The following is a 26,271-nucleotide window of genomic DNA, read 5'->3' as shown; positions in this document are numbered from 1 at the left end:
TTGCCCGGCCCAATCTCTTTGCTGTGAAGTTTTTAAAGAAGCTGCCCGTTTGCGTTGTCCTGCTGCTGCCGCTGTGGCTGCTGAGCGGCTGCGCGGTGTACGACTCCGTGTTTCACCCCCACCGGCTGGGCACGCCGCCCATGACGTCGAGCACCAAGGCCCGCATAAAGGCCGCCGAGAAAGCCCGCCGCAAGGGCACCTCACTGAAAGCCGCCGAAGCCACCAGCGCCGACGGCACCACCGACCCCGGTGCCCCACCCGCCGCCGATGACGCCAAAAGCTTATCGGACAAAAACAAGTCGATTGAGGACATGCTGGGCAACACCTATAATACCAAAACGGGCCTGCTCAAGCGCAGCCGCCTGCAACGGATGCAGTACAATGGCCACAAGCTGCACCACTACGATACCCGCCCCCTCACCCCGCGCGAAGCCAGCACCGAAAACCGCAAGCTGCGCAAAAAGGGCCACACCGACCACGGCAAAGACGCGCCCCGTAACAGCGACAAGAAGGAAAAAGACCAGCCCCTAGACCCCGCCCTCGATACCGGCCCCGACCCCGGCCCACCCGCCGCCGAGCCCACCAACCCGCCGCCCAAAGCCAAGAGCACCAAAGCAATAGCTCCCAAGCCCGAGCCCACCGAGCCCGAACCCGAGCCAGCCCCCCAGCCCAAGAAAAGCAAGGATAAAAAAACGCCCGTACCCAGGCCCGACCCCACGCAGTCCGCGCCCGGCGAGTAGCCACTTTTCGCATTGTACTCATGCTTACCTACTTACTCGTGGGCCTGCTGCTGGCCACCACCCCCGCCCAGATAGCGCCCACCACCCCGGCCCAGCAGCGCGCCGCCGAGCGCCAGGCCCAGCGCGACGCCCGCCGCGTAGTAGCGCCCTACAAAGACAGCCACCTCGACCCCGCCAGCCTGGGCAGCGCCGCCGCCCGGCCCCACCCCGCCCGCGAGCCGCGCTTCGGCCGCGATGGCACGCCGCGCGTCAGCCAGAAAAAGTTTCCGGGCCTGCGCCGCCGCGCTGCCCGCGAACCCAAGGCCTCGCTACGTGGTTAAAGGGCCTGGCAGCACGGCCGCTTGGCTGGCTGGCCTTCTCCTCCGTATTCAACTTTTCCCTTTAATATGGCTACCCCCTGGCTTCCCCTTACCGAATCTGAGCAGCTACAAGCACTGGTGCAAGAATCGCACGAGCACCCGGTTATCATCTTCAAGCACAGCACTACCTGCTCTATCAGCGCGGCGGCCAAGTCGAAGATTGAGCGCCAGTGGCCCGATGCTTCCCTGCCCGCCGACACGGCCATCTACTACCTCGACTTGCTGCGCTTCCGCCCCATCTCGGGCCAGATTGCCAGCGAGCTGGGCGTCGAGCACCAGTCGCCGCAGCTCCTGATGCTGCAAGATGGCCAGGTGCGCTATCATGCCTCGCACATGAGCATCCGCCTCAGCGAAGCCGGCGAGGCTGTGGTATCTAAGTAATTGCTAATCAAGCTTTTAATAAAAGCCCCCGCGTTGTGAAACGCGGGGGCTTTTGCGTACAAGAGGTGGGCGCGGGAAGCGAGTAGATGGGGCCATGCAGCGCCGTTGGGTGGGCTCAGTTGCCCCTCAGCTAACTGCTACCTCACCCGCAGGCTGCAAGCCGGCCAGGTGCGTACGATGCCGCCGCCGGTGCAGCCACGAAAAAGGCAGCGTGAGCAGCGAGGTAAACGGAATGAGCAGCGATAACGGGCTGCGGCTGGGCAGCAGCAGCACCACCAGCGTGGCCGCCCCAAAGCCCGCCACTGCCACCAGCGGCCGCCAGGTATCGAGGTCGGGGTGGGTGCGGTCTTCGGGCAAGATGAGGGCGTGGGCCGGGGCCAGCAGGTAGCGCAGCAGCAGTACCTGCGCCAGGCCCGCCAGCATAATGTTGATGGCGTAGATGATAAAAGCCGCCCGCACAATGCCGAAGGAGCTGAATAAGCCCGACGAAAACGGCATGAGCACAATAAACAGCAAAAATAACATATTGAGCCACAGCATCTTGGTATCGTAGTTGCGCACGAAGCGGAAGATGCGGTGGTGGGCCGTCCAGTACTGGGCAATGATGGCAAAGCCAATGAGGAAGCCCATAAACTTGGGGGCCAGCGCGCCCAGGCCGCGCCAGATGTCGGCATCGGTAGGCAGGCCGTGCAGCTCCGGAAACCGGATTTCGATGGCCAGCAGCGTGATGGCGATGGCAAACACGGCATCGGTAAACAGAATCAGCCGCTCCAGCTGAAACTCGGTGCGGTCGTGGTGGTCGAGGGCGGTATCGGGCTGGTTCATAGCGTGCTACTGATGGACGACTAAATGTAGCCGCCCGCCCACAAAAAAGCCGCTCCGGACTTTCCGAAGCGGCTTTTTGCGGGCCTAAGCCGTGGTGCCAGGGCGCTGGGCCGGTTACTACATCTTCATTTTAGAATCCTTGTCGGCCATCGAGAGGTGGCTTTCTACTACGGGCAGCGTGTTGGTGATAAACTTCTGCAAAGCAGCATTTTTAGTCATTTGCTGATGAGCGGCCATGGTGTTGGCCGTTTTCTGGTGGTCGGTTACCATCTGGGCGTTGTACTTGTCTTCGAAGGCCTTTCCGCTCAGCTTTTCCATCATCGGGGCCATGGCTTTGTGGTCGGCATCCATGTCGGTGGGCAGTGTTACGCCGGCTTTGGCCGCAATGGGCTTGAGGGCGGCGGTGCTTTTGGTGTGGTCGGCTATCATCTTTTCAGCGTAGGTTTTGGTCATCCCCGTCACGCCCTTGGCCAGAGCCATTTTGCTGAACTGCATCTCATTCTGGTCAGAGTGAGCGGCCGACATCATAAATTCCTTATCGTCGGCGTGGGGGGCCGTGGGGCCGTTGGGGTCGGCCTTACCCGCCATGGGGGCCATGGCCGTAGCCGAGCTATCGGCGGCGGGCGCGCCCATTGGGGCGGTCGGCGAGTCGGCGGCGGCGCCGGGAGTAGTAGTGGTACTGGCAGTATCGGTGCTGGAGCCGCACGAGCTTAGGGCAAGCAGGCAGGCCCCAAGCAGGGGCAAAGTGGAGCGAAACATAGGAGTTGGGAAAAGGAAATGAGCGTTAATAACCCTGATTACGAACATCTTAGCTAATAGTTGCCGATTTCCGCTAAGGCGCTGACTACCAGCAAAAGCGGTGCGGAAGCTGTCGAGGTAGCCCAACGATTTTATTTTCAGCGCGCATTAAACTCTGGGGAAGACTGCCGCTCTGAGTGGGTGTAACTCCTTAACCTCTCCTGTTTTACCGCTCTCCTATGCGCCACGCTACTCCCCTCCGCACCCTCGCCCTGGCCGCTCTGGCCAGCGGCCTGTTGCTTGCCACCGCCTGCCACCGCGCCGACGTGGTGGCCGAGGACGTAACCTCGGCCCAGGATGCCGGCCTCGGCGATGAGGAAAACGCCGCCACTGCCGACCTCGTGGAGGCCGCCGCCCCCCAGGATGCCACCGCCGCGGCCAGCGCCCCCGTGGCCGACGCCACCGAGCTGCAAGGCCTGCTCGCGGGCTGCGCCAAGCGCAGCTACGACGCCGCCACCCGCACGCTCACCCTCGATTTTGGCCCCACCAACTGCCTGTGCCCCGATGGCCGCTACCGCCGCGGCGTACTCACGGCCGTGTTTAGCGGGCCCTATCGCCAGGCCGGCGCGGTGGTCACCATCAACCGCACCAACTACTTCGTCAACGATAACCAGCACCTGGGCACCCGCGTCATCACCAACCTGGGCGGCGGCTCGTTTGACCTGAGCGTGCAAAACGCCAGCATCATCTTCGCCAACAACGGCGGCACCACAGCTTGGACTTCCACGCGCCACTACGCCCGCACGGCCGGCTTCGGCACCCGCACTATCCTCGACGATGCCTACAGCATCACGGGCACGCTCACGGGCACCAACCGCCGCAACATCAGCTACAACGCCGCCATCCAGCGCCCGCTCATCAAGAAGTTTGCCGTGGGCTGCGCCCGGCATTTCGTGGCCGGCACCGTCCAAATCACCAATTCCAAGGAGAAGACCATGCTGCTCGACTACGACCCCATCGGCACCGCTGCCTGCGATAACATTGCCTCCGTCACCATCAACGGCCACACCCGCACCATCTACCTGAAATAACCGGACCGCAGATTCAAACGGATTTAACTGATTTCGCAGATACGGGGCTGGCGCCCCTGGCTACGCTAATCGAGCTTACAATTCTACTCTACTACAGTGAAAAGTAGGGTAGTCGTAATTCGATTAGCGTAGCCAGGGGCGCCAGCCCCGTATCTGCGAAATCAGTTAAATCCGTTTGAATCTGCGATTAACGCTTCGGCCAGCAGCAAATCCTCGGGCGTGGTGATTTTGAGGTTGCGGTAGTCACCCTCCACCAGCTGCACGGGGTGCAGGTCATCCACCACACTAGCGTCGTCGGTGAAGGTGGACATTTCGGGCAGGCGGTAGGCGCGGCGCAGCAGGGCCAGGTCGAAGGTTTGGGGCGTTTGCATGAGGCGCAGGCGGCGGCGGTCGAGCGGCGACGAGCCGGCCGCGCCCAGCATCCGCACCGAGTCTTTGGGGGGCACCGCCACGGCCACCGCGCCGTGCTGGGCGGCCGCCTGGTAGGCCGCCTCAATAATGGCGGGCGTAATGAGCGGGCGCACGCCGTCGTGCACGGCTACCAGCGCCCCGGTGGGGGCGTCGGCAGACGCGTCGGCGGGCAGCGCGGCCAGTCCGGCCTTTACCGAGGCCCAGCGCGTGGCTCCACCCGCTACTAGCTGGTGCGGTATAGTAATCGTATACTGCTCAATTAGTTGCTGCCAATATGCCAACTGGTCAGCCGGCAGCACTACCACCAGCTGGGCCACGCCCAGCGCGGGCTCGGCAAAGCGCCGCAGCGTGTGCAGCAGCACCGGCTCGCCGCGCAGCAGCAAAAACTGCTTGGGCCGGTCGGCCCCCATGCGCAGCCCGCTGCCGCCGGCCACAATGATGGCGTAGCGGGGCTGTAAATGAGTAGCTGTGTAAGTGAGTAAATTATCCGGCGAAGGGAGAGGAGGCAGGGGCATGGGTCGGTAAAAATTGACGCGGGCGAAGGTAGCAAAGCCGCTGAAGCAGAACGCAAAATGGCCCGGCTTCCCAAGGAAGCCGAGCCATTACTCATTTACTCATTTATTCACTTACAGAATCAGCATCGCGTCGCCGTAGGCGAAGAAGCGGTACTTCTCCTTGATGGCTTCCTGGTAGGCTTCCATCATCAGCTTGTAGCCGGCGAAGGCCGAGGCCATCATTACCAGCGTGCTTTCGGGCAGGTGGAAGTTGGTGAGCAGCGAATCGGCAATTTTGAACTCGTAGGGCGGGTAGATGAACTTGTCGTTCCAGCCTGAGGTCACCTTAATGCGGCTGTTGGCCGACACCGAGGCATCGAGGGCGCGCACGGTAGTACTGCCGATGGCGCAAATCTGCTTCTTGGTGTCCATGGCCTTGTTGACCACCTTCACCGCGTCGGCGTTCACGAAGAACTGCTCCGAGTCCATCTTATGCTTGGTAAGGTCCTCCACATCGACGTTGCGGTAGGTGCCCAGGCCCACGTGCAGCGTCACGTAGGCTTTCTCTATCCCCTTGATTTCCATGCGCTTCATCACCTCGCGCGAAAAGTGCAGGCCGGCGCTCGGGGCGGCCACGGCACCGATGTTCTCGGCAAAAATGGTTTGGTAGCGCTCTTTGTCGGCGGGCTCGGTTTCGCGCTTCAGCACTTCCTTGGGCACGGGGGTTTCGCCCAGCTCGTGCAACGCCTTGCGGAACTCCTCGTCGGTGCCATCAAACAGAAACTTGATGGTGCGGCCGCGCGAGGTGGTATTGTCAATGACCTCGGCTACGATATCCGACTCACCGAAGTACAGCTTGTTGCCCACCCGAATTTTGCGGGCCGGGTCCACGAGCACGTCCCAGAGGCGGCCCTCCTTATTGAGTTCGCGAAGCAGGAACACTTCAATTTGAGCACCGGTGCGCTCTTTTTGCCCATACATGCGGGCCGGAAATACTTTGGTGTCGTTGAAAACGAAGACGTCGCCCTCCACGAAGTAGTCGAGCAAATCTTTGAACATCTTGTGCTCAATCTGGCCGGTGGCGCGGTGTACCACCATCAGGCGCGATTCGTCGCGGTGGCGGGCAGGGTGACTGGCAATCAGCTCTTCGGGGAGTTCAAACTTGAACTCATGCAGTTTCATCGCCATGATGGGCAGTACTAGGGGGAAGTTACCGAAAATTCGGGGGGCAAAGGTACGCTTTTTTTTAAGGGTAAGCTTGAGCTTACCAACTTAGTTCGGGCTAACTGCCAATACTGCAGTAATTTTCCGGCGAGTTGGTACCTTCCGGTCCTGGCAAGCCAGCTGAAAGACGGCGTAGTCAAAGCTTACCCTACATTCCTATGTTCCTCACCATTCGCCTCGTGCTTGAGAGCTTCGCCTTTGCCTGGCAGGCACTGCGGGCCAATTTGCTGCGCACCATCCTGTCGCTGCTGGGCGTCACGGTAGGTATTTTCTCCATCATCGCCGTGTTCATGGTCGTCGATTCGCTGGAATCGAACGTGCGTAGCAGCATGAACTTCCTGGGCGACAAGGTGGTGTACGTGGGCAAGTGGCCCTGGGTATTCGACTCCGACCGGCCCTGGTGGAAGTATTTCAACCGGCCCGTGCCCACGGTGCGCGAGTTTCGGCAGTTGCAGCGCATGCTGCCCGCCACCAGCCAAAAGGGCGTAGCCATCTTCGTGCCCAAGGGCGGCAACACCCTCAAAGACGGCATTAACTCGGTGAGCGACTGCACGTTGCAAGGCGTAAGCTACGATTACCGCAACGTATCGAGCATGCCCATTGAGGTGGGGCGCTATTTTACGCAGCAGGAAATGGACGGCGGCCGGCCGGTGGCCATCATCGGGGCCACCATTGCCGAAAACCTCTACCCGCTGGGCGAGCCCGTGGGCCGGCAGTTCAAGACCCACGGCCGCTACTTCACGGTGATTGGGGTGATGAAAAAGGAGGGCAAAAAGCTGCTCGACACGCCCAGCAACGACGCCAACTGCCTCATTCCGTTCGGCGCGTTTGCCAGCATCTTTGCCATGAGCAGCACCGGCATGAGCGGCCCCTCGCCGATGCTGGCCGTGAAGGGCCGCGACGACGACCCCGGCCTGCTCAACCTGGAGGCCGAGATGCAGGGCGACATGCGCATTATCCGGGGCCTCAAGCCCCGCGAGGAAGACAACTTCGCCCTCAACCGCCCCGAAATGCTGGCCGATATGATTGGCAAGCTCTTCAGCGTCATTGGGATAGCGGGGGCCATCATCGGCTCGTTTGCTATGGTAGTGGGCGGCTTCGGCATTGCCAACATCATGTTTGTGTCGGTGCGCGAGCGCACCAACATTATCGGCATTCAGAAATCATTGGGGGCCAAAAACTACTTTATCCTGTTCCAGTTTTTGTTCGAGGCCGTGTTTTTGTGCCTGCTGGGCGGGGCCTCGGGCATCTTTCTGGTGTGGCTCATTACGCTGGTGCCGCAAGATGCGCTGGCCCTCACCCTGAGCTTCGGCAACATCTCGCTGGGCCTGCTGGTATCGGTGGGCATCGGTATTCTGGCCGGCATCATCCCGGCCGTAATGGCCGCCAACCTCGACCCCGTTATTGCGATAAGGGCGAAGTAGCGCGAAGCGGAAGCTTCGCGCTACTCGCTTATCTTCGCGCCCCTACTTTTGGCCGCCCCGCTTCATCGAGCCGGGGCGGTTTCGTTTTTTCCCCACCCTGGCATTATGTCAAAACTTAAGAAAACCAGCAAGACCAAGTCTTCCGACGATAGCCTGAACGCGGGCTCCGGCAAGACCATTGTGCAGCCCAACGTAAACGATAACAAGCTGACCAGCATCACGGAGCTGCGCCAGCAGAACGGCGGCGTGGCCAAAACCGGCCAGGACCCCGACGAGCAGCGCATCCGCAAGGCCTTCGTGGACAAGGACTGGAACGAGATTAAAATCGCCGATAGCTGGCAGATTTTCAAGGTGATGGCCGAGTTTGTGGAAGGCTTCGAGAAGATGTCCAAAATCGGCCCCTGCGTAAGCATCTTCGGCTCGGCCCGCACCAAGCCCGATAACCAGTACTACCAGATGGCCGAGGAAATCGCCTCCAAACTGGTGCGCCACGGCTACGGCGTCATCACGGGCGGCGGCCCCGGCATTATGGAAGCCGGCAACAAGGGCGCCCGCGCCGAGGGTGGCAAATCGGTGGGCCTCAACATTGAGCTGCCCTTCGAGCAGACGCACAACATCTACATCGACCAGGATAAGTGCATCAACTTCGATTACTTTTTTGTGCGCAAGGTGATGTTTGTGAAGTACGCGCAGGCCTTCGTGGGCATGCCCGGCGGCTTCGGCACCATCGACGAGCTGTTTGAGGCCCTCACGCTCATTCAGACCAAAAAAATCGGTCGTTTCCCCATTGTGCTCGTGGGCTCGGCCTACTGGGGCGGCCTCTTCGAATGGATTAAAAACGTGATGCTGGGCGACGAGCGCAACATCTCGGCCGAAGACCTGGACCTCGTGCACATTGTGGACGATGCCAGCGAAGCGGTGCAAATCATTGATGATTTCTACCACAAGTACTCACTGTCGCCTAACTTCTAGGCTCCGGCGAATACTACGAAAACAGCAGAAGCCGGACGGCAACGTCCGGCTTTTTTGTTGGGTAATCGTAGAGCTAGCTTAGCCCCGCGCAGCCTGCCGCCCCGACCTTTGCCCCTACCTATGTCCGATACCGCCGCCGACCCCGCCCCCAAGCTTTTCCTGCTCGACGCATTTGCCCTCATCTATCGCTCGCACTTTGCCTTTTCCAAGAACCCGCGCATCAACTCGAAGGGGCTGAATACGGGGGCCATCCTGGGCTTCACCAACACGCTGGTGGAAGTGCTGCTCAAGGAAAAACCCACCCACATCGGCGTGTGCTTCGACGCGGGCAAGACGTTTCGGCACGAGCAGTTTCCGGCCTACAAGGCGCAACGCCAGGCCATGCCCGAGGATATCGGCACGGCCATTCCGTACATCAAGCAGATTATCAGTGCCTTTCATATTCCCATTCTGATGATGGCGGGCTTTGAGGCCGACGACGTGATTGGCACCCTGGCGCAGCGGGCCGAGGCCCATGGCTTCGACGTGTTTATGATGACGCCCGACAAGGACTACTGCCAGCTGGTGACCGAGCGCATCAAAATCTACAAGCCCGCCTTCATGGGCAACGCGGCCGAGGTGCTCGACGTGGCCCACGTGCTGGCCCGCTTCGAGATTGAGCGCGTGGAGCAAGTCATTGATATTCTGGGTCTTCAGGGCGATGCCAGCGACAACATTCCCGGCATCCCCGGCATTGGCGAGAAAACGGCCAAGACGCTGATTCAAAAGTACGGCTCGGTCGAAAACCTGATTGCCAACGTAGACCAGCTCAAGGGCAAGCAGCAGGAAAACGTGCGCAACTTCGCCGAGCAGGGCCTGCTGAGCAAGGAGCTGGCCACCATTCACGTGAACGTGCCCATCGACTTCGAGCCCGAGGCCCTGACCCTGGACGCGCCCGACGAGGCGCAGCTGCGGCAACTGTTTGACGACCTGGAGTTTCGGCAGCTGGCGGCGCGGGTGCTGGGCAGCGGCAGCGCCGCCGCACCCAGCGCCGGGCCGGCCGGCCCGGCCGCGCCGGTGGGCCGCGGGGCGCGTAGGCCCAAGGTGGCCGCGCCGAGCGCGCAGGGCTCGCTGTTTGGCGAGGGCAGCGGGGCGGTTATCAATGCCGCCGAGAATGGCGAATTTGAGAAAGGTGAGGAGGCCGGCGAGTACTACACCGGCCCGCGCAAAACGCTGGCCGACGTGCCCCACAACTACCACTTGGTCGATACGCCAGAGCTGCGTAAGTCACTGCTGGACTTCCTGTTGCAGCAGGCCGAAGTAAGTTTCGACACCGAAACCACGGGCCTCAACACCCAAACAGCGCGGCTGGTGGGCATGAGCTTCTGCTGGCTGGCCGGCGAGGCCTACTACGTACCCGTGCCGGTGGAAGACACCGCGGCGGCGCAAGCGGTGGTGGACGAGTTCCGGCCGTTTTTGGAAAGCGACACCATCCTGAAAATCGGCCAGAATATTAAGTATGACTTGTTGATTCTCAAGAACTACCAGGTGCGCATTGCGGGGCCGTTCTTCGATACCATGCTGGCGCACTACCTCATCGAGCCCGACATGCGCCACAACATGGACGTGCTGGCCGAAACCTACCTGCACTACTCGCCGGTGCCCATCACGGACCTCATCGGGCCCAAGGGCAAGAACCAGAAAACGATGGCCGACCTCGCCCCGGCCGCCGTGAGCGACTACGCCTGCGAAGACGCCGACGTGACCTTGCAGCTGCGCCACGTGTTCGAGCCCATGCTGCAAGAGCTGGGCCTGCTGGGCCTGCTCAATGACGTGGAAAACCCGCTGGTGCCCGTGCTGGCCGACGTGGAGTTTGAGGGTGTGCGCATCGACTCGGTGGCAATGGGCGAGTACTCGGCCGAGCTGCAAGGCTACGTGCAGGAGCTGGAAACGCAGATTTTCCGCGAAGCCGGCCAGGAGTTCAACATCGGCTCGCCCAAGCAGCTCGGCGAGGTGCTGTTTGACAAAATGGACATCGGCAAGGGCAAAATCAAGAAAACCAAGACCGGCCAGTACGCTACCGGCGAGGAAATTCTGAGCCAGCTGGCGGCCGACAACCCCATCGCCGGCCTCATTTTGGAGTACCGCCAGCTCAGCAAGCTGCGCAGCACCTATGTCGAGGCCCTACCCCAACTCGTGAGCCCCGTCGATGGCCGCGTGCACACCAGCTTCAACCAGGCCGTAACGGCCACCGGCCGCCTCAGCAGCACCAACCCCAACCTCCAGAACATCCCCATCCGCACCGAGAAGGGCCGCGAAATCCGCAAGGCCTTCGTGCCGCGCGACGAAAACCACGTGCTGCTCGCCGCCGACTACTCGCAGGTAGAGCTGCGCATCATGGCCGATTTTTCGGGCGATAAAACCATGATTGAGGCCTTCCGGCTGGGGCAGGACGTGCACGCCAGCACCGCCAGCAAGGTTTTTCATGTGCCTCTTACTGAAGTAGATAGCGAGATGCGCCGCAAGGCCAAGACCGTGAACTTCGGCATCATCTACGGCATTTCGGCGTTTGGGCTGGCCCAGCGCATCGGCATCAGCCGCAAGGAGGCCACGGAAATCATCGACACCTATTTCCAGGAATTCCCAAGCGTGAAGCAGTTTATGGACGACAGCATCAACCGCGCCCGCGAGCTCGAATACGCCGAAACCCTGCTCAAGCGCCGCCGCTACCTGCGCGACATCAACTCGCGCAACGCCACGCTGCGCGGCTACACCGAGCGCAACGCCATCAACGCCCCCATCCAGGGCACGGCCGCCGACATCATCAAGCTGGCCATGATAAATATCAACGACTGGCTGGCGCGTGAGAAGCTGGGTACCAAGATGATACTGCAAGTGCACGACGAACTCGTGTTCGACGCCGTGCGCGAGGAAGTGGACTACATCACCCCCAAAATCCGCGAGCTGATGACCACCGCGCTGCTGCTGCCCCGCGGCGTACCGCTGGAAGTGGAAGTGGGCGTGGGCGATAACTGGCTGAAGGCGCACTAATTCGGATGTGGTGCGCTGGCAACCCAACAGCCAGTGCCCCGCGTGCTGCTTATTTTTACCGCGCACCCACCTCAATAACCAATGAAATACGCAGTACTATGCTTCTGGGTCTTTTGGAGTGCGCTGGGCTCGTTGCGGGCGCAGGTTATCAAGTTCGAGAAGGATTCGGTGCGCCAGGTATTTGCGCAGGCCCGCCGGCAGCACAAGCCGGTGCTACTCATCTTTAGCCCCCCGCTCACCGCTACCGGCCGGCCAGCCAGTACCTCTGCGGCGGGCCGGCCAACGGGCTTGCAGGCCCCGGCCGTGGTGGCCGCGCTCAACAAGAAGTTTCTGGTAAAAGAGGTGGCCTTCGGCAGCGCCGAAGCGCTGGGGGCGGCGTTGCGCCGGTATCAGGTGGTGAGCTACCCAAGCTATCTCTACTTTACTCCGGAAGGCGATTTGCTGTATCGGAGCCGGGGCGAGTCGACGGCTGAGACGCGCTACCTGGACGATATGCAGGCGGTGCGCCAGGCGGCGGCCGACCCCCACAACCTGGGCTACTACCGGCGCGGGTTTGACCAGGGCAACCGGTCGCCCGATTTTTTGCAGGGCTATCTGCGCAAGCGCCGGGCCCTAGGCCAGTGGGTAGAGCCGGCGCTGCTCGACACCTACGCCCAGCAGTTGCCAGCCAGGCAATTTGACCGCGCCGCCGAGGTGTTGTTCATTCTCGAATTCGGCCCCGTGCTCACTAGCCGGGCCTCCCAGCTTACCCACCTGAACGGCCCGCTGCTGGACAGCCTCTACAAAGTGCTGCCCCTAGCCCAGCGCATTCAGATTAACACGCTGATAATCAATAATACACTTGCCCAAGCCATTGACACCAACAATGCCCGTCTGGCGGCCTTAGGTGCCGATTTAGCCCGTACTAGCTGGCTGCCCAACTACCAGCGGGGCGCGCAATCCTACGCCAGCAACATGCTAACCTTTTACCGCACTACCCAGGACACGGCCAATTACCTACGTCAAGCCGTGGTGTACTATGACCGCTATTACCTGAGCATTTCGGCCGATTCGGCTCGTAGTAGAGAGGCCACTACCTTAGCACGCCAGCTTACCGTAGCGCAGCAGGCTACCCAGAACCTGCCCGTCACCTACAGCATGGCCCTGAACAACGCCGCGTGGTCAGTGTACCAGAGTGGCACCCGCCGCGCGGCCTACTTGCAGCCCGCCGTGCTATGGAGCCGCCGCACCCTGGAGTTAAACCCTGTTGCCGCCCACTACGATACCTTGGCCCACTTGCTCTATCGGTTGCAGCGCTATGACGAGGCCCTGGCGGCGCAGCGCCAGGCAATAGCCTTGGCCCGCACCCAGCAAACCCCCACTGCCTCCTACGAGCAGGAGCTAACCAAGCTACAAAACCGCTCGCTATAACCCGCTGCCCACCTCCCCGCCGCCTGCGCTGGTAGGGCCGCCGCCCAAGAAACACCAAGCGCGGATAACAGATAACTTGCTGGCCTATGCGAATTCCCTTCCTACTCCTGCTTACCCTACTGAGCCAAACGGCCCTGGCGCAGCGAGCAGCCGAGCTTACGACCCTGCTCAAGCGCCACGGCGTGCCCGGCATGCAGGTGGTGTATACCAAAGGCAAAACCGTGGAAGCCTATAACCTGGGGGTGCGCGAAGCGGGTACCAAGCAGCCCGTTACGGCAACTACCACGTTCGAGGCGGCCTCGCTGGGTAAGGAAATGCTGGCCTACGTGGCGTTGCGTCTGCTCGACCGCCACTTGCTCGACCTCGACAAGCCGCTGCTGCAATACGCGGCCTACCCCCGGCTGCAAGGCCAGCCGCGGGCCGCCCGCATCACGGCGCGCATGGCGCTGGCGCACACGGCCGGCCTGCCCAACTGGTCCGAAAACCCGACCGGCCCCGGCTGGCAAGCCTCGGCCCTGGCGCTGAAGTACGCCCCCGACAGTTGCTGGAACTACTCGGGCGAGGGCTACACGTTTTTGCAAAAAACCCTGGAGCATATCACTGGTAAGCCGCTGGAAACGCTGGCTACGGAGGAGATATTTAAGCCGTTAGGGCTGAAAAACAGCAGCTTTAAGTGGCGCGAGTCGTTTGCCACCACGGCCAGCGCCGGCCACGATAGCGTGGGTAAGCCCGCGCCCATTGACCACTTTACCGAGCCTAATGCGGGGTTCAGCCTCTACTCGACGGCCACCGATTACAGCCGCTTTTTGCAAGCGTTGCGCACGGGCGAAGGGTTGCAGCCGGCCACCGCGCTACTGCTGCGCACGGCCGCCACGCCCGCCAACCCTTGCGGCCAGCCAGCCACCGCCACCGACCCGTACATAGACTGGGCCTGCGGCGTGGGGCTGGCCACCACCAGCCGGGGGCTGGCGCAGTGGCAGTGGGGCGACAACGGCAACTTTAAAGGCTTTTTTATGACGCTGCCCGGCCAGCAGGAAAGCCTGTTGATTTTCACCAATAGCGCCAACGGCCCCAAGCTGGTAGAGGAAGTACTCACGCTGTTCTTTGGGGCGGGCGAGTACCGGGCCACGCAGTGGCTGCGGGAGTAGGCGGCCGGCCGCGCCGGCTGCCTACTCCCGCAGCCGCTACCGACGGCTTACGGCCACCGGGTTGCCCTGGTACTGCACCAGGCGGGCCGGGCCGGTGGCAGGGCCGTCGCCGGCGCCCTGGCCTTTGCTCACAAACACCACCCGGAAGCTGCGCGCCGTAGCCATGCCGGGGTAGCGGCCCGCGCGGCGGCCGATGGTCAGCTGCTGGGTTTTGTCATCCCAGTGCATCGGAATGGTGGCGTAGGCCCCTTTCTGGTAGTTGTAGTTATCGTTTTCGTCCTCGTAAAGCGTGAAATCGGCGTCGGCACCGGGGTAGATGCGCAGTTCCAGGGGGGCGGTGGTTTTCTGGGTGGCGTACTGCACTACCGGGCCGAGGGGCAGGATGGAGCCCGCCCGCACGTAGAGCGGCAGCACGTCGATGGGCGTGGGGCGCGTCACGGTCTGGCCGCCGGGCAGGCGCTCGCCGGTCCAGAAATCGTACCAGCCGGTGCCGGCGGGCAGGTACTGGCTTTGAGTTTTGATGGTGCTGAAATCGAGTGCGCCCGGCTGTTTGCCATCCGAAGTACGCTGGCTGTACTGCGCCGTCGTTACGGGGTTTACCAGCAGCGACGGTCCAAACATGTACTGATTATCAATGCCGTACACCTTGGTGTCGCGCGGAAAGTCCATGGCCAGGCCGCGCATCAGAGTGTAGCCCTGGTTGGTGACGCGCCACGACAGCGAGTAGAGGTAGGGCAGCATGCGGTAGCGCAGGTTCACGTAGCGGGCCTGCGCGTCGTAGGCCCAGTCGCCTTTGTCGCCAAACTTATATATCTCGCGGGGCGTATCGGTGCCGTGCGAGCGGAACAGCGGCGAGAACGCCCCAAACTGGAACCAGCGCACGTACAGCTCCCGAAACGCGGGGTCGGCCACGCCCAGCGGATAGGTTTTACCCGTGAAAAAGCCCCCGATGTCAGTGGTCCAGTACGGAATACCGGCCATGCTGAAGTTCAGACCGCCCGAAATCTGCTTGCGCAGCACCTCCCAGCTGCCCTGAATATCGCCCGACCAAGTGGCGGCCGCGTAGCGCTGCTGCCCGGCAAAAGCCGAGCGCGTCAGAATAAACACGCGCTTATCGGAAGTAGTGGCCCGCTGGTGCGTGTACACGCCCTTGATGTGCTCCAGCGGAAAGGCGTTGCGCACGCTTTTGAAGCTGCCCAGCGCGGTTTGGGTCGAGTCCATCCGGCCCTCGCGGTCAAACTGCTCCGGCTCCGAGGCGTCGAGCCACCAGGCATCTATCCCCTTGGAAAACAGGTTCTTATTCAGGTAGCTCCAGTAAATATCACGGGCCTTGGGGTTGAAGGCATCGTAGACCCGCACCCCGCCGTCGGGCGGCCAGTTCTTGAAGTCGTACAGCAAATTAGCTTGCTTGAGCTCCTGAAAAATGGCCGTTTTATCGCCAAACGACGGCCACACCGATATCATCACGTGGGCGTTGAGGGCGTGCACCTGGTCCACCATTTCCTGGGGCTTGGGGAAGGTGGGGTTGCCAAACTCGGTGGAGTTCCAGTAGTGGTTGTCGGTGCCCCAGTACTGCCAGTCCTGCACAATGTTGTCGAGCGGCACGTTGCGGCGGCGGTATTCCTTCACCACGTCCAGCAGCTCGTCCTGGCTTTTGTAGCGCTCGCGGCTCTGCCACAAGCCCAGCGCCCACTTGCCAAACAGCGGGGCCGGCCCAGTGAGGTCGCGGTAGCCCGCTACCACGGCGTCGAGGGCCGGGCCATACACGAAGTAGTAATCAATGTAATCGCCTATCTCAGAGGCAAATGACGCGCCCGCTGCGTTGTCGCGGAACGTGGTGGTCGAGTAGTTATCCCATAGCACCCCGTAGCCGGCCGTGGACACCAGAAAGGGGTTGGCCACGAACTGGTTGTTCTGCCGCAGCTTCACCTGGTGGCCGCGCCAGTTCATCACCCCATCCTGAAACTGGCCCAGCCCGTACAGCCCCTCGCCCTGGCTAAGGGCAAAGCGCTGCCGCACCACGTGCGACGGCTTGCCCACGTCGAGGGTCGGGGTAAACAGCGAGTCGGCGGGCTCGGCCTCGCGCAGCAGCGACGCCCCCGCTAGGGTAGCGAAGCGCACGGCCCCGCTGCGCACATCCAGCACCACGCGCAGGCGGCTGGTCTTGATAGTCAGCTCAGTAGGGCTTTCGGTTACTTCAAACTTGGCCGCCGCCTCGGGGGTTTTGATAACCGACAGGCTGGTTTTCTGAAACTTAGCGCCCATTGGCGCGCGCCACACGCGCACCGTGCCGGGCGCATACACCTGAATTTCCAGGTTAACCGTGCTGGTGTGCACGCTCACGGCCTGCCCCCGCACCTGGTAAATAGGGTCGGCGGCCAGGGCCGGCCGCGCCGCGCCGCTCACAGCCAGCAAGCTGCATACTACAAAGACATTACGCATAAAAACCGCGCCGCCGGCGAAGGTGAGCCGGCCGCTACAAGCTAAAGTAGACCTGGTTTTTTGGTGAAGGCCACCCGCAGGGGCTAGCGGCCGGGTTCGGTCTAGTTTATGCTGAAAAGCTATTGCTTTTGCAGGGCACTGGGCGGGGCGGGCTGCCGGCTTTTGCGCCAGCTGTCCGCTCGTCGTGCGCGCCGCTTGTGCTCACTTATCCGCGCCGCTCGTGCTGGCAACGAGCGGACAGCCGGCGCAAAAGCCGGTAGCCCGCCCCGCCAACCCCAAACCCGCGCTAGTTTTGACTAATGATGCCCCCTAAAAAACCTGCCTGCCTCGCCGCCTGCCTTGCCTATGTGCAAACCCGCCTTGATGCGGCCCGCGCCGGCATGGCCGCCGCCCAAGAGTCCAGCAACTCCGAAACCAAAAGCAGCGCCGGCGACAAGTACGAAACCGGCCGCGCCATGGCCCAGCAGGAGCGCGACCGCCACGCCGCCCAGTTCCACGAGGCCCAGCAGCTACTGGCCACCTTGCAAAAAATAAACCCCGAACTAGCCAGCGACGCCGTGCGCACCGGCGCGCTGGCCAGCACCAGCCTGGGGCTGTTCTACGTAAGCATCAGCGCGGGGCGGCTGACCACGGCTGAGGGTCAGGAGTTTATGGCCGTATCGGCGGCCGCGCCGCTGGCGGTGGCCCTGCACGGGCGGCGGGCGGGCGAGGAAGTTATTTTCAACGGCAAGCCGGTGCGGGTAGCGGCAGTAAGCTGAATACTAGGCCAGACCCCGGCCGCCGGCGGGCCGTATGTAGCGGCATGGAAACCACCCTTCGCCAGCTCGCCAACCTGCCCGCTCCCAAAACCACCACGCTGCAAAACGTAGCCCGCTGCCTGCTGGGCACCTTTATGGTGGCGGCCGGCACGGGTCACCTCACCTTCGTGCGCCAGGATTTTCAGGCCCAGGTGCCCGATTTTGTACCCATGAGCAAAGACACCGTGGTGCTGCTCTCGGGCGTGGTCGAAATCAGCCTGGGGCTGGCGCTGCTTTTACTAAAGGGGAAAAACCGGGTGCGCCTGGGACTGGGGCTGGCGGCGTTTTACGCAGCTATTTTTCCGGGTAATATTCACCAGTACACGCAGCACCTGTCGGCCTTTGGCCTCGACACAGATGGCAAGCGGCTGGGGCGCTTATTTATGCAGCCCGTGCTGATTGGTGTAGCGCTGTGGAGCACCGGGGCTTGGAAGGCATTGCGCAAAATGTAGTGTAGCGTAAGCTTCAGCTTGCGAGCGCAGCGAGCAGGCGGGGCCGGGCCACGCGCAAGCTGCTCGCTGCGCTCGCTCGCAAGCTGAAGCTTACGCTACTTCTCGTTTCTGGCCACCACAAACATGCGGTCGCCAAACCGGCCCGTTAACTTATTCAGCCAGTAGGTGGGGTACTGCGTGCCGAGCTTGGTGGCCTGCTCCACCACGTTGCCGCCCAGGCGGATGTTGGCCGGGGCCTTCACCGGGTTGAGCAAATCGACCACCGAGAACCCGTTCTTAACCAGCATCTTGCGAATGGTATTCGGCGTGAACTCGTAGAGGTGGTAGGGCGGAATATCCATGCGGCGCTGGCGGCCCAACGCCTTGTAGGCCGCAAAGCCCAGGCGCATACTCGGCAGATTAGTGACACTCGGCAGGGCCAGCACCAGCAGCCCGCCGGGCTCCAGGATGCGGCCAAACTTACGGATGGCCGCCGCCGGCGACAGCAGGTGCTCCAGCACGTCGCCGAGGTAGGCGAGGTCGAACTGGCTGTCCTGAAAGTCTTCGGTGGTTTCGATGTTGCCGGTTACCACGGGCAGACCCAGCTCGTGGCGGGCGTATTCGGCGGCGTGGGCGCTTATTTCGAGGCCGTGGGTTTCCCAGCCCAGGCTTTGCAGGCTTTTGAGGGTGTAGCCGGGGCCGCAGCCCACCTCCAGGTACCGGAAGCGGCGGCCGGGGTAGTGCCGCTGCATATAAGTGGTGAACTTATCTTCCTTTACCTTACTCAAATCCAGTGCTTTACCTTCTTCGATAAACGTTTTTTCCTTCTCCGTGCGGTCGTAGTTGGGGCGGTCGGTGAAGTAGGCCTTGCCGTAGAGCTTTTCGAGCTGCGCGGGCGTGGGCTGGGGGTCCAGAAAAGCGAGGTCACAGCTCAAGCAGCGGGTACCTTGCAGGCGCTGGCCGTCAAAGAGATAGTAGAAGGGCAGGGGCTCGAAGCTGGTAGCTCCGCACAGGTCGCAGTGGCGCATCTTTTTCAATTATCAGTTGTCAGACCCTCCTGCTTCACGGCGTTCAGCACGGTGGTCTTCTTTGTATCCCAATTTCTGCTTTTCTACCCAAAAGCATCCGTAAAGTTCAGCACCAGAACCCAACCTGGCGGCGGGCCGTTGGTTGACTACTAAAAGCTGCTAACTGATACTTGTTAAATGATAACTGAAAAGCTAGATGCCGTCGTGATTGGGGCCGGCCCCGTGGGCCTGGCCTGCGCCCTCGAAATACAGCGCCAAGGCCTCACCGTGGCCGTGGTAGATAAGGGCGCGCTCGTGAACTCGCTGGTGGGCTACCCTACCCAGATGGAGTTTTTCTCGACCCCCGAGCTGCTCGAAATCGGCGGCCACCCCTTCCCGATGGCCAGCTACAAGCCCCACCGCGAAGACGCCCTCGACTACTACCAGCGCGTGGCCACCGCCGAGCGGCTCGACCTGCGCCTCTACGAGCGCGTGACTGGCCTGCGCGGCCAGGCCGGCGACTTCGTGGTCGAAACCACCAAGGGCGAACTCGCGGCCCGCGCCGTGGTAGTAGCCACCGGCTTCTTCGACGTGCCCAACCGCCTGAACATCCCCGGCGAAGACCTGCCAAACGTAAATCACTATTTTAAAGAACCTTACGCCCACGCCGGCCAGGATGTGGTAGTAGTAGGGGCCAAAAACTCCTCCGCCAAGGCCGCCCTGTCGCTCACCCGCGCCGGCGCCCGCGTCACGCTGGTAGTGCGTGGCCCCGAAGTGGCCGAAGCCGTGAAATACTGGATTCGCCCCGACCTGCTCAACCGCATCAAGGAGGGCCGCATCACGGCGTATTTCAACACCACCATCGACGCCTTCACGCCCACCACCGTGGAGGTAAACACGCCCGACGGCCCGCGCAGCATCAAGGCCGACTACGTGTACGCCCTCACCGGCTACCGCCCTGATTATAAGTTACTTGTGGATATGTTGGCCTTGCCGCTGGATGAAACCGACGATGCCCGCCCGCCCATTTTTGACGTGACCACCCACGAAACGGCCCGCCCCGGCGTGTACGTGGCCGGCACCGTGTGCGGCGGCCTCGCCACCAGCCGCTGGTTTATCGAGAACGGCCGCCACCACGCCCAGCTAATTGCGGCGGCGCTGGTCACAAAAAAGCAGCCCCAACTAGCGTAGCTACCTGGGGCTGCTTTAGATAAAATTTTCTTATTCAGCGAGTTAGAAAGCCGTCAGGGTAACGTCGGCAGTTAGTGGGGTGCCGCTTTGGCTATCGCTGATGTACAGGTGTAGCGTAGTGGCCGACAGCTCCTTGATATCGAACGTGCCGCCGGAGACAGGTAAGTTAGGAGCCGTTATGGTTAGCTTATCAGCGCTGGGCATGCTCCAGGTTCCTTTTTCAGTCTGAGCGTTGGTGGGGTCACACTTAGTTGGCCCCTCATCAACTATCAGCGTTTTATCCGTATTGAATTTCAGGTAGTTATCCTTGTCACAGGGGTCCAGCACAGCCGGGTAAGGCTGCCCAGCGGCTGTAACGCTGAAGGTAGACACCCGCCAGTTTTTGGCCGTTAGCAACTCAGTGGGCGACATACCGGGGGTATTGTTATCGTCTTTTTTGCAGCCCCCAAGCGCCACGAGCGTGAGCAGGAGAAAGGAGAGTTTTTTCATAAGAATGAAGAATATATTAAGCGTAGCAAAGCTACTGTTCTTCCACTTACACTTCCTAATGCGCTCCGCCAGAAGGAAATCTTTCTCTGCAAAGTTAATCTATTGATTATCAATAAGTTAATCACCGACACTTCTCCGCTGCCCGCACTGCGTATGAATACCCGGCCGCCGCACCGCGCCTAAAAAACTCGCAGCCGCTGGCGGCGTCGCCGGCCTGCTGGGCCAGGCGACCCAGCAAAAACAGGGTGCGGCCGTCTTCAGGCTGGGTTTCCAGGGCTTGCAGGTACAAGGCGCGGGCGTCGTCGTAGCGGGCCAGGCGGGTGAGGGCCGCGCCCTCGGTTTGAAGGGCTTCGAGGGGCACGGGGCGGCCGGCGCGCCGCAGCTGGGCGTGGCCGCGGCGCAGGTCGGCCAGGGCGGGGCGGGTTTGGTGGAGGTCGAGCAGGCGGTTTTCGCCGCGGGCTACGTACGCTTCGGCCAGGGCCGTGTCGAGGGCCAGGGCCCGGCAGTAGCTAAGCTCGGCGGCGGCGGGCTGGTGCAGGCCGGCCTGGCAGCGGCCCAGGCGATAGAGCAGGCGGGCGGTTTCGGGCGGGGGCAGCTGGCCATCGTCGGCCAGCAGGGCGGCCTGGTAGTCGGCGCGGGCGGCGGGCAGGTTGTGGGCAATGTCTTGGCTGAGTTGGCCGCGCAGGCGCAGGGCCGCCGGGTGGTCGGCCCGAAAGCCCAGGGCCTGGTCGAGCTGGCTTTGGGCCTCGCCCCACTGGCCCTTGGCAAAGGCGGTGCGGCCATCGGTATAGTACAAGTCGGCCTGCACGCGGTCCATCACGATTTTAGCCGAGATGCCAAACAGAAAAATCAGGAACGTGAGGCCCGCCACCAGCCAGAAATCCTGTTTGTTGAAGCGCACCTTTTGGCGCGGCACGCGCTGCTGGTAGTGGCGCTCGCGGGCCCCGGCGGGCGGGCGGGTGCGCAGGGGCGGGGCGGTGGCCGGCTCGCCGGGCATCTTATACACCGAGGGGCCGCCGCGGCCGGCTTCGGTGGGGGCGCGGCGCAGGTCTTCGGCGCGGCGGGCGGCTTGCTGCTGCTGGTAGTCGTACTGGGCCCGGCGGTCGGCGTCCGAAAGCACGCCGTAGGCCACGGCCACCACCTTAAAGCGCTCCTCATAGTGGGGGTCGCCGCCGTGCTTATCGGGGTGCAGCTCGGTGGCGAGGCGGCGGTAGGCACGCTTAATGTCGGCGATGGGTGCCGTGGGCGGCACGCCCAGCACCTGGTAATGATTCTGACTCACGTCCCGAAAGTTTTAAACAAAGCGCGACTTAAAAGGTAGCCCTGCTCCCAAGTTTTGCGTAAAGAACGCCTTAGCCAGCCAAGCTGTTGCCGCTGGCCCTGCTCCTTAACCGCATTTCTTCGCTAAACAATTCCGCTCACATGGCCTCCCTGACCGACGACAAAACGCCGCGTAACGATAGCCTCATCAGCAACCTCACCGGCTACCTCGATACCCGCATCGACCTCATCAAGCTCGAAACCCAGGAAAAGGTGAAAGGGGCCTTCGTGAGTACCGTGCACGGGGTAGCGCTGGGCGTGCTAGGCCTGCTTTTCGTTATATTCGGCTCTATATACCTGGGCTTCGCGCTCAACGAGGCGCTCGGCAGCCCCTCGGCGGGCTTTGGCCTGGTGGCGGCGCTGTACTTGGTGCTGGCCATCGTTTTCTTTGTGGGCATCGACAAGAAAATATTCCAGGGCGTGGCTGATAAGCTGCTCAACAACACCATCTACAAATCAGATAAGCGTGCGTAAGGCACTTATTTCTCTGGCTATTCTCGCAACCCATCCCGACCATGACCGAGCCTACTAACCCGTTGTTTGAAGACGAAAAAGATTTTCTGGAGCGTAAAAAGCTGGAATATGAGCGGGCCCTGCGCGGCGACGTGGCCGAGCTAAAGGAAACAACCGTGCAGGCTGGCAAAGTAGCCATCATCGGCGCGGGCGTGGTAGGGGGTATCTGGCTGCTGGCCAAGGCTTTCAGCGGTGGTAAATCCAAAAAGAAGAAGCACAAGCCCAAGAAGCACCGCCCCGCGTTTGAGGACTATGCGGGCTTCGATGGCTTCGACGAGAACGACCAGGAGTGGACCGAGCTGGCCGACGACTTTCAGGCCCCCGACTACGCCTACGACCCCGACAACAGCGGGTCGGCCGGCGACGGCTTCTACTTTGAAGCCCCCGCAAGCGAGGACGACGATGATAATGGCCTGGGCGATTACCCCGACTTCCCGGCGCACTCTACCGCGCAGCACGGCAACGAAGACGCTGACGCCTACCACTTTGGTGAAGACCACGGGGACAGCGAGGGCCCGGAAGGTTCGTTTGCCGATACTGATTCGTACCAGGCCCGCCCCTACGACGACAGCCGCCGCTTGCCCCACTCCAACAGCTTTGCTGGGGCAGAGGCAGACGAGGACGAAGAGCTTACTGCCAACACTTCCGCCAAAGCCAAGTCTAAGCGCAGCACTATTTTACCCATGCTGACTGCTTTTGCCCAAAGCGAAACCGGCCGCGTTATTGTGGCGCAGGCTGCCGCAGTAGCCTTGGCCCTGGTAACCAAGGCCGTACAGGGCTTTATGCCAAAGGATGAAGCAGAAACCGGCAAAAATGCCGACCTTGCGGCTTCATCGGCCCCGGCGGGCGTTCAGCCCGCTACCTGGCCCGCCACTTCTGCTACCTCTGCCGCTCAGAATGCCTCTGCCGCCGCCCACCACGACGACACCCTCATTCCCCGCGAGCCGCTTGCTTGACACGCTGGCCGGGCTGCGGCTACGCGGCCGCAAAGCCCTGGCCGTGCTACTTGACCCCGATGACTTTGAGCCGGCGCGCCTGCGCCAGCTGCTGCAACTAACTGAGCAGCATCCCGTTGATTTTTTCCTCGTTGGGGGCAGCCTGGTGCTTACGGAGCACCAGGCTGCCCTCATTGCGTTGCTCAAGGCCGAGGCCCCGCAGGTGCCCGTGCTGCTGTTTCCGAGCCACGCCCTGCACGTAGATGGCAGCGCCGACGGCATTTTACTGCTCTCACTCATCTCGGGCCGCAACCCCGATTTCCTCATCGGCCAGCACATTGTGGCCGCGCCGCGCCTGCGCCAAAGCGGCCTCCAGATATTGCCCACGGGCTACATGCTGGTCGATAGTGGCCGGCCCACCACGGCTTCCTACATTAGCGGCACCGCGCCGCTGCCCCACGACAAGCCCGGCATTGCGGCCGCCACGGCCATGGCCGGCGAGCAGCTCGGCCTGCGCCTCATGTACCTCGACGGGGGCAGCGGGGCGCAGCACCCCGTGTCGGCGGCCATGATTAGCGCCGTGCGCGCCGCCGTGGCCACGCCGCTCATTGTGGGCGGTGGCCTCAACACCGGCGAAAAAGTGTACGCCGCCCTGGCCGCCGGGGCCGACCTGGTGGTGGTGGGCAACCACCTGGAGCGCAACCCCAACTTCCTGGCCGATGCCGTAGCCGCCGTGCGCGAAGCCACGGCCAGCCAGCCAGCTTAGTAATCAAGTACTTGATTACTAATAACTTACGTGTAAGCCAGAAAAGCGGCGCTATTACTGGCCTGCGCAACTGCGCGTTTTCTGGCAGCTAGCGTGAGGCATTACTGCCCAAACTTTGTTCGGTTCTAAACGGCCCCTTTCCCAGCCATTCTCCATTCCCATCTACCATGTACGGTACCCTCCAAGCCGACCTTCAGCAGCAGCTCCAAGAAATAAAGGACAACGGCCTCTACAAGCGCGAGCGCGTGATTACCTCGCCCCAGGGGGCGGAAATCGACACCCAGGAAGCCGGTGACGTGCTTAACTTTTGCGCCAATAACTACCTGGGCCTTAGCTCGCACCCGGCGGTAATTGCGGCGGCTAAGGCCACCATCGACACCCACGGCTACGGCCTGTCGTCGGTGCGCTTTATCTGCGGCACCCAGGACATTCACAAGGCGCTGGAAGCCAAGCTGGCCGAGTTTCTGGGTACCGAGGACACCATTCTGTACGCCGCCGCCTTCGACGCCAACGGCGGGGTGTTTGAGCCGCTGTTCAACGAGCAGGACGCCATTATTTCGGACGCCCTCAACCACGCCAGCATCATCGACGGGGTGCGCCTGTGCAAGGCCCAGCGCTACCGCTACCAGCACAACGACATGGCCGACCTGGAAAAGCAGCTCCAGGATGCCCAGGCCAAGGGCTCGCGCCACCGCATCATCGTCACGGACGGCTCCTTTTCGATGGATGGCACTATTGCGCAGCTAGATAAGATATGCGACCTGGCCGATAAGTACCAGGCCCTGGTAATGGTGGACGAGTGCCACTCGACGGGTTTCCTGGGCAAAACCGGCCGCGGCACCCACGAACACCGCCACGTAATGGGCCGCGTCGACATCATTACCGGCACGCTGGGCAAGGCGCTGGGCGGGGCCATGGGCGGCTTCACCAGCGGCCGCAAGGAGGTGATTGAGATGCTGCGCCAGCGCTCGCGCCCCTACCTGTTTTCCAACACGTTGGCCCCGGCCATTGTGGGGGCTTCGCTGCGCGTGCTGGAACTGCTCACTGAAAGCACCCAGCTGCGCGACCAACTCGAAGAAAACACCGCCTACTTCCGCGAGCAGATGACGGCCGCGGGCTTCGACATTCCGGCCGGCGTGCACCCCATTGTGCCCGTAATGCTCTACGAGGCCAAGCTGGCCCAGGAATTTGCCGCCAACATGCTGGCCGAGGGCATTTACGTAGTCGGCTTCTACTACCCGGTGGTGCCGCAGGGCAAGGCCCGCATTCGGGTGCAGCTGAGCGCCGCCCACACCCGCCCACAGCTAGATAAGGCCATTGCCGCCTTCATCAAAGTAGGCAAGGAGCTGAAAGTTATTAGCTAATGAGCAGGCAGTAAGCTGCTTAAGTTTAAAAAAGAACGTCAGGCTGAGCTTGCCCCAGCATCTCGCTCGCGTAAGTAATTTCTACTGATTGAGATTGCTTATACGAGCGAGATGCTGGGGCAAGCTCAGCCTGACGTTCTAACGAAGCCTTTACTTATCAGCTACCTACGCGGCCCGGAAGCCCGTGGCTTGCCGTACGCTGCGCTCGTTGCCGCTGGCGGCATCGGTGTAGTGGTGGTCGCTTACCTCTACCGACAAGTGCTTGCCGAGCAGCTCTTTGGTATCCAAGTCTTTGCCTTCTTCGGGCTTAATGCCCACGGCCGCGTACAGCGACAGGATGATGGGGTGGCCGGCGGGCGAGTTGTAGAAGCGCTGGTCTACGTAGCCATCTTCGCTCTCCATGTGGGCCGCGAAAAACGGCACGCCCTGGTGCTCACTGGTGCCTTCCTCAATGTGGGTAATGGTAACCAGGTGGCGGCCGTCGGGCAGGAAACCTTTGTCCTGGCCTTTGTCAACTGCAATTTTCATAACGAAGCGGTTTTTACTAAATTTAGTAGTACTAACGTGGTTGACGGCACAGGGGTTGCCCGCGCGCGGCGGGTATTTCGCCGCGCCACACGTTATGCCTTACCAACAAGTAGTTATACTCGTTACGCGGTAGTCTGCGAATCGAGAATATGAAATTTGAGGGTTAGACGGGACGCGAGTTCTGGGCCAAACTCGGGGAGTCGGTCGAAGAAGTCGAGGACGGCCGTTTTGAACTGGCCCT

General features: G+C 61.8%; 25 protein-coding genes. 16 read left to right on the top strand and 9 right to left on the bottom strand.

Annotation, left to right across the window (positions count from 1 at the left end; translation table 11 throughout):
• The first annotated feature begins 23 nt into the window (after positions 1-23).
• The 3 genes from QMK33_RS13765 to ytxJ all read left to right on the top strand — a co-directional run bounded on the left by QMK33_RS13765 (position 24) and on the right by ytxJ (position 1,480).
• Positions 24-740 (top strand): hypothetical protein, encoded by a 717-nt coding sequence (locus QMK33_RS13765; RefSeq protein ID WP_283565174.1) that lies wholly within the window; start codon positions 24-26, stop codon positions 738-740.
• 20 nt (positions 741-760) lie between these two features.
• Positions 761-1,060 (top strand): hypothetical protein, encoded by a 300-nt coding sequence (locus tag QMK33_RS13760; protein ID WP_283565173.1) that lies wholly within the window; start codon positions 761-763, stop codon positions 1,058-1,060.
• A gap of 66 nt (positions 1,061-1,126) precedes the next feature.
• The gene (ytxJ, locus tag QMK33_RS13755; protein ID WP_283565172.1) at positions 1,127-1,480 is read left to right on the top strand and encodes a bacillithiol system redox-active protein YtxJ; all 354 of its coding nucleotides are present in this window, start codon (positions 1,127-1,129) and stop codon (positions 1,478-1,480) included.
• Positions 1,481-1,606: 126 nt separating this feature from the next.
• Here the strand turns inward: ytxJ and QMK33_RS13750 are convergent, their stop codons facing one another.
• On the bottom strand, positions 1,607-2,305 hold the full coding sequence (locus tag QMK33_RS13750; protein WP_283565171.1) for a TMEM175 family protein: 699 nt from the start codon (positions 2,303-2,305) through the stop codon (positions 1,607-1,609).
• A gap of 117 nt (positions 2,306-2,422) precedes the next feature.
• Positions 2,423-3,064 carry a DUF4142 domain-containing protein gene (locus QMK33_RS13745; RefSeq protein WP_283565170.1) on the bottom strand — a complete coding sequence of 214 codons (642 nt, stop codon included), beginning with the start codon at positions 3,062-3,064 and terminating at the stop codon, positions 2,423-2,425.
• A 218-nt stretch (positions 3,065-3,282) separates the two neighbouring features.
• Here QMK33_RS13745 and QMK33_RS13740 point away from each other — a divergent pair, with 218 nt between their 5' ends.
• A complete protein-coding gene (locus tag QMK33_RS13740) occupies positions 3,283-4,134 on the top strand; it encodes a hypothetical protein (protein ID WP_283565169.1) in 852 nt (283 codons plus the stop codon).
• A 161-nt stretch (positions 4,135-4,295) separates the two neighbouring features.
• On the opposite strand, the gene QMK33_RS13735 is transcribed toward QMK33_RS13740, so the two are convergent.
• A complete protein-coding gene (locus tag QMK33_RS13735; RefSeq protein WP_283565168.1) occupies positions 4,296-5,060 on the bottom strand; it encodes a 2-C-methyl-D-erythritol 4-phosphate cytidylyltransferase in 765 nt (254 codons plus the stop codon).
• A gap of 111 nt (positions 5,061-5,171) precedes the next feature.
• Complete coding sequence (gene queA, locus QMK33_RS13730) at positions 5,172-6,221, bottom strand: tRNA preQ1(34) S-adenosylmethionine ribosyltransferase-isomerase QueA (RefSeq protein WP_283565290.1); 1,050 nt, start codon at positions 6,219-6,221, stop codon at positions 5,172-5,174.
• Between the two features lie 200 nt (positions 6,222-6,421).
• Between queA and QMK33_RS13725 the strand changes: the two genes are divergently transcribed.
• From QMK33_RS13725 to QMK33_RS13705, 5 genes are all read left to right on the top strand, one after another.
• Positions 6,422-7,687, top strand: a complete 1,266-nt coding sequence (locus tag QMK33_RS13725) for an ABC transporter permease (protein ID WP_283565167.1) — start codon at positions 6,422-6,424, stop codon at positions 7,685-7,687.
• Between the two features lie 105 nt (positions 7,688-7,792).
• Complete coding sequence (locus tag QMK33_RS13720; RefSeq protein ID WP_283565166.1) at positions 7,793-8,659, top strand: LOG family protein; 867 nt, start codon at positions 7,793-7,795, stop codon at positions 8,657-8,659.
• Between the two features lie 120 nt (positions 8,660-8,779).
• Entirely contained in the window at positions 8,780-11,689 is a 2,910-nt protein-coding gene (gene polA / locus QMK33_RS13715) for a DNA polymerase I (RefSeq protein ID WP_283565165.1), read from the top strand.
• 81 nt (positions 11,690-11,770) lie between these two features.
• A complete protein-coding gene (locus QMK33_RS13710; RefSeq protein WP_283565164.1) occupies positions 11,771-13,099 on the top strand; it encodes a tetratricopeptide repeat protein in 1,329 nt (442 codons plus the stop codon).
• An 86-nt stretch (positions 13,100-13,185) separates the two neighbouring features.
• The gene (locus QMK33_RS13705) at positions 13,186-14,247 is read left to right on the top strand and encodes a serine hydrolase domain-containing protein (RefSeq protein WP_283565163.1); all 1,062 of its coding nucleotides are present in this window, start codon (positions 13,186-13,188) and stop codon (positions 14,245-14,247) included.
• Positions 14,248-14,283: 36 nt separating this feature from the next.
• Here the strand turns inward: QMK33_RS13705 and QMK33_RS13700 are convergent, their stop codons facing one another.
• Positions 14,284-16,689, bottom strand: coding sequence for a glycoside hydrolase family 31 protein (locus QMK33_RS13700; protein WP_283565162.1), 2,406 nt, complete (start codon positions 16,687-16,689; stop codon positions 14,284-14,286).
• Positions 16,690-16,988: 299 nt separating this feature from the next.
• On the opposite strand from QMK33_RS13700, the gene QMK33_RS13695 reads away from it, so the two are divergent.
• Together QMK33_RS13695 and QMK33_RS13690 are read left to right on the top strand one after the other, a co-directional pair.
• A complete protein-coding gene (locus QMK33_RS13695; protein WP_283565161.1) occupies positions 16,989-17,447 on the top strand; it encodes a 3-oxoacyl-ACP synthase in 459 nt (152 codons plus the stop codon).
• Between the two features lie 44 nt (positions 17,448-17,491).
• The gene (locus QMK33_RS13690) at positions 17,492-17,938 is read left to right on the top strand and encodes a DoxX family protein (RefSeq protein WP_283565160.1); all 447 of its coding nucleotides are present in this window, start codon (positions 17,492-17,494) and stop codon (positions 17,936-17,938) included.
• A gap of 95 nt (positions 17,939-18,033) precedes the next feature.
• On the opposite strand, the gene QMK33_RS13685 is transcribed toward QMK33_RS13690, so the two are convergent.
• Positions 18,034-18,945, bottom strand: coding sequence for a class I SAM-dependent methyltransferase (locus QMK33_RS13685; protein WP_283565159.1), 912 nt, complete (start codon positions 18,943-18,945; stop codon positions 18,034-18,036).
• A 177-nt stretch (positions 18,946-19,122) separates the two neighbouring features.
• Here QMK33_RS13685 and QMK33_RS13680 point away from each other — a divergent pair, with 177 nt between their 5' ends.
• Positions 19,123-20,115, top strand: a complete 993-nt coding sequence (locus QMK33_RS13680) for a YpdA family putative bacillithiol disulfide reductase (protein WP_283565157.1) — start codon at positions 19,123-19,125, stop codon at positions 20,113-20,115.
• Between the two features lie 42 nt (positions 20,116-20,157).
• Here the strand turns inward: QMK33_RS13680 and QMK33_RS13675 are convergent, their stop codons facing one another.
• Both QMK33_RS13675 and QMK33_RS13670 read right to left on the bottom strand, forming a co-directional pair.
• Entirely contained in the window at positions 20,158-20,604 is a 447-nt protein-coding gene (locus QMK33_RS13675) for a lipocalin-like domain-containing protein (protein ID WP_283565156.1), read from the bottom strand.
• Positions 20,605-20,725: 121 nt separating this feature from the next.
• A complete protein-coding gene (locus QMK33_RS13670; RefSeq protein WP_283565155.1) occupies positions 20,726-21,886 on the bottom strand; it encodes a DnaJ domain-containing protein in 1,161 nt (386 codons plus the stop codon).
• A 140-nt stretch (positions 21,887-22,026) separates the two neighbouring features.
• On the opposite strand from QMK33_RS13670, the gene QMK33_RS13665 reads away from it, so the two are divergent.
• The 4 genes from QMK33_RS13665 to kbl all read left to right on the top strand — a co-directional run bounded on the left by QMK33_RS13665 (position 22,027) and on the right by kbl (position 25,502).
• On the top strand, positions 22,027-22,398 hold the full coding sequence (locus tag QMK33_RS13665; protein WP_283565154.1) for a phage holin family protein: 372 nt from the start codon (positions 22,027-22,029) through the stop codon (positions 22,396-22,398).
• A gap of 41 nt (positions 22,399-22,439) precedes the next feature.
• Complete coding sequence (locus tag QMK33_RS13660; RefSeq protein ID WP_283565153.1) at positions 22,440-23,393, top strand: hypothetical protein; 954 nt, start codon at positions 22,440-22,442, stop codon at positions 23,391-23,393.
• Positions 23,386-24,138, top strand: coding sequence for a geranylgeranylglyceryl/heptaprenylglyceryl phosphate synthase (locus tag QMK33_RS13655; RefSeq protein ID WP_283565152.1), 753 nt, complete (start codon positions 23,386-23,388; stop codon positions 24,136-24,138). Before QMK33_RS13660 ends, QMK33_RS13655 begins: the two co-directional genes overlap by 8 nt.
• Before the next feature lie 167 nt (positions 24,139-24,305).
• Complete coding sequence (kbl, locus tag QMK33_RS13650; protein ID WP_283565151.1) at positions 24,306-25,502, top strand: glycine C-acetyltransferase; 1,197 nt, start codon at positions 24,306-24,308, stop codon at positions 25,500-25,502.
• 165 nt (positions 25,503-25,667) lie between these two features.
• Here kbl and QMK33_RS13645 read toward each other — a convergent pair whose 3' ends face one another.
• Positions 25,668-26,030, bottom strand: a complete 363-nt coding sequence (locus QMK33_RS13645; protein WP_283565150.1) for a hypothetical protein — start codon at positions 26,028-26,030, stop codon at positions 25,668-25,670.
• Between the last annotated feature and the right edge of the window lie 241 nt (positions 26,031-26,271).

This window comes from Hymenobacter sp. H14-R3 (genome assembly GCF_030063445.1).
Classification (GTDB): Bacteria; Bacteroidota; Bacteroidia; order Cytophagales; family Hymenobacteraceae; genus Hymenobacter.
Note: the sequence above shows the minus strand (reverse complement) of the source record. Positions and strands in the feature narration are given on the sequence as shown.